Annotated in this window: 9 protein-coding genes; 4 read left to right on the top strand and 5 right to left on the bottom strand. The window is 70.8% G+C overall.

Going from position 1 to position 8,861, the window contains the following annotated elements; all coding sequences use genetic code 11:
* Window positions 1-77 precede the first annotated feature (77 nt).
* From G6553_RS07415 to G6553_RS07395, 5 genes are all read right to left on the bottom strand, one after another.
* Window positions 78-1,001: a helix-turn-helix domain-containing protein gene (locus G6553_RS07415; protein ID WP_207619472.1), complete on the bottom strand. Its 924-nt coding sequence runs from the start codon at window positions 999-1,001 to the stop codon at window positions 78-80.
* A 14-nt stretch (window positions 1,002-1,015) separates the two neighbouring features.
* Window positions 1,016-1,729, bottom strand: coding sequence for a hypothetical protein (locus G6553_RS07410; RefSeq protein ID WP_166190600.1), 714 nt, complete (start codon window positions 1,727-1,729; stop codon window positions 1,016-1,018).
* A gap of 297 nt (window positions 1,730-2,026) precedes the next feature.
* Window positions 2,027-2,434 carry a hypothetical protein gene (locus G6553_RS07405; protein ID WP_166190598.1) on the bottom strand — a complete coding sequence of 136 codons (408 nt, stop codon included), beginning with the start codon at window positions 2,432-2,434 and terminating at the stop codon, window positions 2,027-2,029.
* Between the two features lie 398 nt (window positions 2,435-2,832).
* Complete coding sequence (locus G6553_RS07400) at window positions 2,833-4,122, bottom strand: ATP-binding protein (protein WP_166190596.1); 1,290 nt, start codon at window positions 4,120-4,122, stop codon at window positions 2,833-2,835.
* 67 nt (window positions 4,123-4,189) lie between these two features.
* Window positions 4,190-4,534: a hypothetical protein gene (locus G6553_RS07395; RefSeq protein WP_166190594.1), complete on the bottom strand. Its 345-nt coding sequence runs from the start codon at window positions 4,532-4,534 to the stop codon at window positions 4,190-4,192.
* A 339-nt stretch (window positions 4,535-4,873) separates the two neighbouring features.
* On the opposite strand from G6553_RS07395, the gene G6553_RS21665 reads away from it, so the two are divergent.
* The 4 genes from G6553_RS21665 to G6553_RS07375 all read left to right on the top strand — a co-directional run bounded on the left by G6553_RS21665 (window position 4,874) and on the right by G6553_RS07375 (window position 8,860).
* Complete coding sequence (locus tag G6553_RS21665; RefSeq protein ID WP_166190592.1) at window positions 4,874-5,326, top strand: helix-turn-helix transcriptional regulator; 453 nt, start codon at window positions 4,874-4,876, stop codon at window positions 5,324-5,326.
* 334 nt (window positions 5,327-5,660) lie between these two features.
* Window positions 5,661-6,341: an SAF domain-containing protein gene (locus tag G6553_RS07385; RefSeq protein ID WP_242680102.1), complete on the top strand. Its 681-nt coding sequence runs from the start codon at window positions 5,661-5,663 to the stop codon at window positions 6,339-6,341.
* Window positions 6,342-6,344: 3 nt separating this feature from the next.
* Window positions 6,345-7,184, top strand: a complete 840-nt coding sequence (locus G6553_RS07380) for a ParA family protein (RefSeq protein WP_166190590.1) — start codon at window positions 6,345-6,347, stop codon at window positions 7,182-7,184.
* A complete protein-coding gene (locus G6553_RS07375; protein WP_166190588.1) occupies window positions 7,181-8,860 on the top strand; it encodes a CpaF/VirB11 family protein in 1,680 nt (559 codons plus the stop codon). The genes G6553_RS07380 and G6553_RS07375 overlap by 4 nt, the downstream gene beginning before the upstream one ends.
* The last annotated feature ends 1 nt before the right edge of the window (window position 8,861 follow it).

Raw genomic sequence — 8,861 nt, 5'->3', positions numbered from 1 at the left:
CTGCGGTGATGCCGCCGGCGGTGAACGCGGCGATGGCAGCGGCGGCCAGGCCGACGAGGGCCTTCAGCGGGCGACCCTCAGCTGCGGACGCTCGCCGGAGACGGGGACCGCGCGTTCCTGGGCCTGGGCGCCGGGGAGCGGTAGCGAGCCTCGGGGATCTGCTCGTCGACGTCGGCCGGGCGGGTGCTGGCAGCGGCCGGCTCCTCGGGGAGTTCGGCTGCGATCTTCGCGGCGAGGTCGCGCAGCGGCGGGGTCTTCTCGATCCGCCGGGTGGCATGGAGCACGGTCGTGTGGTCGCGTTCGAAGTGCCGCGCGATCGTCGGCAGGCTGTGCCCGTGGATGCGGGCCGCGGTCATGGCCACCGCTCGGGCGTCGGCGGCCGTCCGGGTTCGATCGGCGCACAGGAGGACCTCGGGTGTGGTGCCGAAGGCCTCGGCGGCCGCCACGACGGCGTGCTCGACCGGGCCATCGGGCTCGAAGGTCGACGCGGGCTGGTCCTGGTGGAGGCTGACGACGCTGGCCTCGGGGCGGGGGAGTTGGGCGGTGTAGCGGTCGTTGACGTGCTTGGTGACCCGGGCCGCGGCGACGGCCAGCCGGGGGCGTTCGGCGGTGCGGCGCACGGCGTGGATCACCGAGCCGTGGTCCTTGTTGAAGTGCTCGGCGATCGCCGGCAGGGATAGGCCGACCTCGCGGGCGGCGGTCATGGCCACGGCGCGGGCGTCGCTGACCGGGCGGCTGCGCTCGGCGCTCAGGATCGCCTCCGGCGTGGTGCCGAACATCGGCGCGGCGGCGTTGATGGCCAGCTCGCACACCGCTGCCGGGCCGGTTGCCGGCGCCGCCGGCAGGGTCTGGTCGACCTGGACGGCGAGGACGGCCACCAGCGACCGCAGCTGGTCGGCGTCCATCGGCGCGACCAGATCGGCGACCTGGTCATGCTGCCCGCGGCCGGCGGCATCGAGGATGAGGCCAGCCAGCTGGCGGCCGCCCTGATCGAGGTCCATGCCCGTCCTCCTGCCTACCGCGCCGGCGACCCGACGGCCGGGGACGCCTGGCGAGGCACCTGGGCGCGACCCTGTTCGGCCATCCGCCGGCGGGCATTGTCGGTGATGTCACTGGCGATCCCGGCCGACTGCCGGGCGTTGGCCGCGGCGTGGTCGACGACGTTCTCGAGCAGGCGCACGTCCTCGTCCGCGCGGCCGAGCTCCTTGCCGGCGGTCGCGATGCTCCGCTCGAGGGTGACCGGCTCCAGCAGCGATGCCGGCGTTGCCTGGCGCGCCGCGGCGCGGGCGCTCTCGACGTGCCGAACCGCGGCGCGCGCAACTGGCTTGCCGAGGATGACCATCTCGCTGACCACCGCGATTCTCGGTCTAAGGTCAGCCAGATCGGCGACGACCGCGAAATCGAGCCCGTCGGCAGCGGAGAGCAGATCTCCCAGCGCAGCAAGAGCTTGGACGGCAAGGTCCAGATGGCCGTAGACACCGTGGATGAGGTGCTTGGCATCTTCACACCGCGTCTGCAGCCTGTCCAGGTGCTCGCCGGCTGCCTCGAGGTAGTAGTCGCCACGGTCACTGAAGCGGGCCCTGGCCGAGTCGAGCTCAGCGTCATCCAGAACCAGGAGCGCGGAGTTGATCGTGGTATGCAGCTCGTCGACGACCCGGCGGGCGCGTCCCACGGTCTGCTCGGCCATGAAGACTGCGTCTGCGGCTTGTAGAGCGATGTCGGTGGTCATGTCGGCTCACCGCCTCCCGTGTCGGACGGGGGCGTACTGCTCGACGGGAGCAGGACCTCACGGAGGCGGTCGAGCGCTGCCCGGGCCTGCTCGAGGTGGTTGCGGGCCTCCTGAACCGGGTCACCGTCGGCCGCGGCGGAGGGAGAATCGGTGGGCGTGCTCACGGGCAGCTCCTTGGTTGACCGGGGTCATGTCTCAGTCACCAAAGGAAGGCTGACCCGCTCGGGCGATCACCGACGCGAAGAAATCTCGCGGGCCTCAGGCACCGCGGTTCATCGACGGCCGAGGACCATCAGGTCAGGGCTGGTCCCAAGGCATCGACTCCTGCCCCTCGTCGACGCCCTGGCTGATGATGTGCGCGGTGGCGTTGCGGGCGGCGTTCAGTTGCTTGTGGAGGTCGACCGCGAGTCCGCGGGCCTCCTCCAGGTGGAGACGCGCGACGCCGATCGCCATGGCTGGGTCGGATTCGTCGGTCATCGAGTCCATGCTGAGCACCTGGTCGGCCAATGCCTGCTCGAGCGTGCTGGACAGCTGCGAGAACACCTGGGGCAGCGCGGCCGCGAGGTCGGCGAACTCCGCCAGCTCGTCGGAGGTCTGGGCCGGGTTCTGGTCGTGCACCCACATCGTGGCGCGGTTGAAGCTGTAGACGTGTTCGCGGGCTGCCGTCGCGTGCCGGCTCGCCTCGAGCTGGTCGTTGTCGTCCACCAGGTTGCCCCTTCCTGCCGAGAGGTCTCGCTGGCCTGAGTCTCGCGGATCTCGCCGGGGTACGCGCGGCCGCCGGCGGCGGGCTGTGGATAAGTGCAGGGGTGCCCTCCGGGGCCTCCGGGTGGGAGACTGATCAGCCATGGACGACCAGGCGGCCTTGATCGTAAGACGAGTCGCTCTGGCGGTGGCCGTTTGATACAACGCTCCGGCCGACGTCGGGGCCTAGCGCCGACTCGCCGCCGGTGGGGGAGTGGAACGCCTATAGCGCACCGCAGTTGGAGGCCGGCGACGTCGACGAGCTGCTCGATGACCTCGCCGACGTCGCGCCCCCCGATGCCGCTGTGCGAGGGCGTCGCCGAGCTCGAGGCGGTCCTACGTCGGCAGGGTCGCCGCGAGCTCTAACGCCGCGGCGCGTCGTGGCCGCCGTCGGAGGCGGGCGGGAGTTCGCGCCGTCGGCGGCCGGCACCGAGACTGCCGGGTGCCGGGTCGGCGGCCGACGGTGCTCCGGTGGCCAGGATCTCGCGGATGTAGCGGTCGAAGCCGGGCATAGTGAACCGGAGCTCGCCGCGACTGGCGGGCTCGATGATGCCCTTGTCGATCAGGCGCTCACGCGGAACGCCCAGGGCCTGCGTGGGCCGGCCGAGCGCCGCGGCGATCTCTGCCCGCGTCACCGTGGGCGTGCCGGCCTGCGCCATCACGGACATGATCTGCTTCTCCAGCTCGGTCGCGGCCGCCCACCGGGCGGCGTACATGGAGGTCAGCTGGTCGTCGGCCAGCGGCAGGCCGGCCCGCACCTGGTCGACGTCGAGCACGTCACTGGTTCCTGAGGGCTTGGCCACCTCCCACGTCGCGTGGGCGAGGACCTGCAGCAGGTACGGGAATCCTTGGGCCTCGGCCGCGATCGCCTGCAGCGCGGCGGGTGTCCAGGTCACGCCCAGCTCTGAGGCCGGCTCGGCCACGGCGGCGACCGCGGCGGCGGGCTCGAGTCGGGGAAGCGTGAGGAAGGTGCTGCGCTCCCCGAAGGTGGCTGCGTTGACCAGGACTCCCGGAGTCGAGGGCAGGCCGGCGCCGATGATGGCGAGGGGGTTGTCCTCGCGCCGTCCAGCCAGGTTCTGCATCGCGTTGAGCAGGACCGCGAGGTCATCGCGGGTGGCCGCGTGCAGCTCGTCGACGAAGACCACGAGTCCGGCGCCACCGCGTGCGCGGATTTGGGAGCTGGTCTCGTGCAGGAGGTCCTCCATCGCCGAGATCTGGGCACCTCGTGGAGGTGCCTCAGCCCCGGAGCGGTCGGCGGCCGCGGTCGCGCTCACCTTCACCCCGCTCGGCAGCCCGAACTCCAGAGCGATGCTCTCCAGGCGGAGCTTCCAGGTGCCCTTTTCAGCTCGGGGGAGGATGTCCGCGGTCTCGATGGCCTTTCCGACACGGCTCACCAGGTCGGGCAGGAACGGCGCGTTGCGGCGGCAGGCCACCCATCCGGTGATGAATCCGTGGGCCTCGGCGTCGCGCTGGGCCTCGCGCAGCAGGGAGGTCTTGCCGACCCCGCGCGGGCCTAGGAACACCAGGAGCGGGCCGCCCATCTCGCCGTAGGCGCCGATCCGGCTCAGGTAGCCTTTGATCCTGTCCTGCTGCTGTTCCCTCCCGGCCAGGACCCGCGGCAGTTCGCCCGGTGCGTAGGGGTTGGGCAGCATCAGAGGTCTCCCATACATTCTGTTACACAGCGGGCTTGTGTAACGAAGTGTATGCCGTCGATCCGGATCAGCGCCCGACGTCGAAGCTGCGTGGCCCAGGCGTGCTGGCAGCGCCTGGCGTGCGCGCTCCGAGTCGACGACGGGCGGCATCGTCGGGGCTCTCGCCCGCGGATCCGACCTCCTCGACGCCGCGGCCAGGTCGATCGGCGTGCAGCCGGATCGTCTCGCTCAGGCATTCGGCTAGGTCCTCGACATCGGCCTCCAGGACCCACTCGAGGATGTCGGCGATGCCCCCTGACGAGCCGTCACACTCGGCCACCAGGGCCTCGGCGAGACGATCGAGGGCGGCGTCTCCGCGGGCGGTGAAGCTGACGACACCGGGGACCGGGTTCTCGGCTGGGGGAATGTTCATGGTCCACCCCGCTTTCTGGTCACCTAGGTGCGAAGGAGGTTGGTAAGCGATCAGCCTGATCTGCGACCAGGAGAATCCGCCGGCTATCGCGCGGGAGAACTCACGGCCCTGTGCGGGGCTTGCGCCGGGCGGCCAGCGGGGGCAAGGCCACCGAGGGTGACACCGAGGCTGGGCGCGATTTCGTGCCCAAGGTCATTCGCCGAGCGGCGAGGAGTGTCCGCGTGGCCAGCGGCGCACTCACTGAGAGACGGACGGGCTCGGCGGTCCCACGTCGTCGGTCCGGGGCGACCCAGACTGACCGATCCCGCAGGGGAACGGTACCGCTAGTGTTCGTCGGCGATGGCCTCCGGAATCGACCCCAACGCGTTGAGGGCTGCTCGCGAGGAAGCGCGGTTGACTCAGCATGAGTTGGCGCGCTTGGTGGGAGCGGCTGGAGGTGAGCGCATCTCTCGCTGGGAGTTGGGCACGTCATCTCCGCGCCCCGACTTCTTGGTGAGACTCGCCAAGGCCCTCGACATCCCGACGCTTCGGCTGATCCAGATCGACGGTGAGGTCCCCGACCTCAGGGCGTTGCGCCTGCAGGCAGGGCTCACCGCGCAGAAGCTCGCGATGGCCGTGAAGGTAGCCGTCCCGACCTACTACGCCTGGGAGCAGGGGCGCTGGGCCCGACTCCCTGCACCTGAGTCGCTTGAAGCGCTCGCCCGCGCTTACGGGGTGGCCGTCGATGCGGTGGTCGCGGCTTTCCGTGAGTCCCAGCGACAGCGCCAGCGGGGCGGAGACGCTTCGGCCTGAGGAGACCTTCGGCAGCCGCACGGCGTCGCAAGTGCGCAACTGCAGCCGGGTTTGGACGCTATCCCCAGGCGAGAAACTGATTCCGGAAGAAACGGACGATTTGTGGTCCCATGGACTCCGGTCATTCGGAGGCGTTGACGCTAATTCCATCGGGGGAATGAGCTGAACCCTTCCGGTCAGGACTGGGCGATGTCATCTCGGAATCGGTCACCTGTGGAAACCGAGCCGTTCGATAGAAATGCACTAGTGTGTGAGTATCGAGTTGGGCTCGTGGTGATCGCCGAGGGCCCGTCTTGACACGTAGGTGATCGAGACACGAGAGGACTCGGGATCCATGTCGCTGAACACCGCTCAAAGTGCGTCGGGCGAGGCGCCCTCCACCAGTCGCCCTGCGCCTAATCTCAACAACAGTCCACGGCTCAAGCGGCGCCGCAGGCCGTGGGTTTTCGCACTTTGTGCTGCCCTCGTCGCCGCCGGCGCCCTGGGAACCGCGTTCGCGTTCACCTCGGTCAACGACACCCAAGAGGTCCTGGTCGTCAGCCGTGACATCAAGCGCGGCGAGACCATCGAGGCCGGGGACCTCTCGGTGGTGCGGGTGAGCGTCGACCCAGCGCTGACCCCGGTCGCCGGGAGTCAGAAGGGCGAGCTCGAGGGCAGCCGCGCCGCCGTCGACCTGTGGGTCGGCACCCTGCTCACGGAGGAGGCCGTCACCGACAGCTTGGTGCCGGGGGAGGGGGAGTCCCTGGTGGGCATCAGCCTCACCCCGGCGCAGATGCCGTCCGTGCCGCTCTACTCCGGTGACTCGGTCCGGATCGTCACCACGCCCGGCGACCAGGGCGAGATCACCGACAAGGACCCGGTCACCGTCGAGGCAGTCGTCGTTGGTGTTAGCCGGGTCGAGGAGACAGGCGAAACCGTCGCCGACGTCGCGGTGCCCGAGGCCCATGCCGCCGACCTGGCCGCCCGCGCTGCCACCGGACGGGTAGCGCTCGTCCTGGACGCTCGGGAGCGCTGAGGCATGGCGCTGATCGCCCTGGCCTCCGCGAGCGGTTCGCCCGGCGTCTCCACCACGGCGCTCGGGCTCACCCTCAACTGGCACCGACCGGTGCTCCTGGTCGACGCCGACCCGACCGGCTCCTCCTCGTTGTTCGCCGGCTTCTTCCACGGCACCCAGGAGCCGACCGGCGGACTGATCAACCTCGCCCTCTCCCTGCGCGAGGGAACGCTGGCCGAGGCCCTACCGCGCGAGACCCTGCTGCTGGACCCCGAGGCCCCGGCCGAGCGCGCGGCGTGGTTCCTGCCCGGCATCCGGGCCCACGAGCAGGCCCCCAGCCTGCTGCCCCTGTGGGAGCCGCTCACCGAGCAGCTGCGTGCGCTGGAGCGCAACGGCCAGGACGTCATCGTCGACGCCGGCCGGCTCGGCCTCGCCGGCTGGCCCCAGCCGCTCATCGCCGCCTCCGACCTCACCCTGCTCGTCACCCGCAGCTCGCTGCCGGCCCTGGCCGGCGCCGCCAGCTGGGCCAAGACCCTGCGGGCACAGTTCGCCGGCGTCGGTGGCCTGTCTCGGCTCGGGGTCCTCCTCGTCGACGAGGAGCGACGTTGGCCCGCGATCCCCACCGGCGCCCAAGTCCGGCCCTACAGCGCCCGGCACATCGCCAAGGCCCTGCAGATCCCCGTCGTCGCCTCCGTGGAATGGGAGCCCGAGGTGGCCGAGGTCTACTCCCACGGCGCCCGCAAGCGCCGCAAGTTCGAGTCCTCCGGGCTGTTGCGCGGCTACCGGGCCAGCGCCGCGGCCATCCAGTCCATTCTCCGCGCCAACCAGGCCGCCCTCGCTCCCACGAACGGAGGCCACGCATGAACACAAACGGACACCACCCCGACACCAACGGTCGCGACCCGCTGCGCGCCGACGAGTGGCTTGAGGCCCGTCACGCCGCGAACCGGGAGCAGACCTCGCCCTTCGCCCGCGGCCGCAGCACCAACGGCACCCCGCCGCCCCCGCCGCCGGTCGTCGAGGACCACGACCCGACCTCCCTGCCGATCTTCGCCGGCGCCTGGACCAGCGAGCAGGAGCTTCCGGGCCGCGCTCGCTCGGAGTTCAGCCTGCGCCCGCTCGTGGCGCCCGCACCCGAAGAGCACCACCACAACGTCCCCGGCGCGGACGGCCGGGTCGAGCTGGACTGGGAGCTGATCGCGCAGTACCGCGCGGAGATCTCCTCGCGACTGACCGCCCGGCTCGACAAGGAAGGTGGCCGGGTCACCGACGAGGACCGCGAGCAGATGGGCCTCGACGTCATCGAGGAGCTCATCAAGTCCGAGGCCGAGACACTGGTCTCCACCGGCCGGCCCCCATGGACCAAGGACCAGGAGAAGGCGCTCAAGTCCGCCCTCCACGCCGCCCTGTTCGGTCTGGGCCGCCTGCAGCCCCTGGTCGAGCGCGAGGACGTCGAGAACATCATCGTCATCGCCCGCGGCCCCGAATGCGCCGTGTGGCTGGAGCTGGTCGACGGCACCCTGGTCGAGGCCGACCCGATCGCCGACTCCGAGGACGAGCTGCGCGAGTTCCTCGCCGACCTCGGCGCCAGGCAGAACCGGCCTTTCACCGAGGCCCGCCCGCACCTGGACCTCCGGCTGCCCGGGGGAGCGCGGCTCGCTGCCGGCTCCTGGGTGATGGCTTACACCTCGGTCGTGATCCGCCGCCACGGCATGCGGGAGGTGTCGATGGACGAGATGGTCTACGACCGCAAGGCCTGCACCGCGGTCCTGGCCGACTTCCTCGCCGCCTGCGTGCGGGCCGGCAAGAGCATCGTCGTCTCCGGCGTCCAGGGCTCGGGCAAGACCACCTGGGTCCGCGCCCTGTGCTCGTGCATCCCGCCGTGGGAGATGATCGGCACCTTCGAGACCGAGTTCGAGCTGCACCTGCACGAGCTGGTCGACCGGCACAAGATCGTCCACGCGTGGGAGCACCGCCCCGGATCCGGCGAGGTCGGCATCGACGGTCGCCAGGCCGGTGAGTTCAGCCTCGAGGAGGCCATCCACCACTCCTTCCGGTTCAACCTCGCCCGCCAGATCGTCGGTGAGGTCCGCGGCCCGGAGGTCTGGAACATGCTCAAGGCCATGGAGTCCGGCCCGGGCTCGATCAGCACCACCCACGCCCGCAGCGCCGAGCACACCATCGAGAAGCTCGTCTCCTGCGCCATGGAGAAGGGCCCGCAGGTCACCCGCGAGCTGGCGATCAGCAAGCTGGCCGCGGCGATCGACATCGTGATGTACCTGCGCTCCGAGGTCGTCCCCAACGGCGACGGCACCTTCCGCAAGCAGCGCTGGGTCGAGGAGGTCCTGGTCGTGCAGCCGAGCATCGACGCGGCCCGCGGGTACGCCACCACCCCGATCTTCGCGCCCAACCAGCTCGGCCAGGCCGTCGCGACCGGGAAGCTCGACAACTTCCTCGCCCAGGAGCTGGCACGCCACGGATTCGACCTCGAGGCGTACAAGGCCGAGTCCCAGGCCAACCCGGGGGTGGCCACCTCATGAG

This window comes from Nocardioides sp. IC4_145, assembly GCF_011250565.1.
GTDB lineage: Bacteria > Actinomycetota > Actinomycetes > Propionibacteriales > Nocardioidaceae > Nocardioides.
The sequence above is the reverse complement of the archived record's forward strand: the minus strand, read 5'-3'. Positions and strand labels throughout refer to the sequence as shown.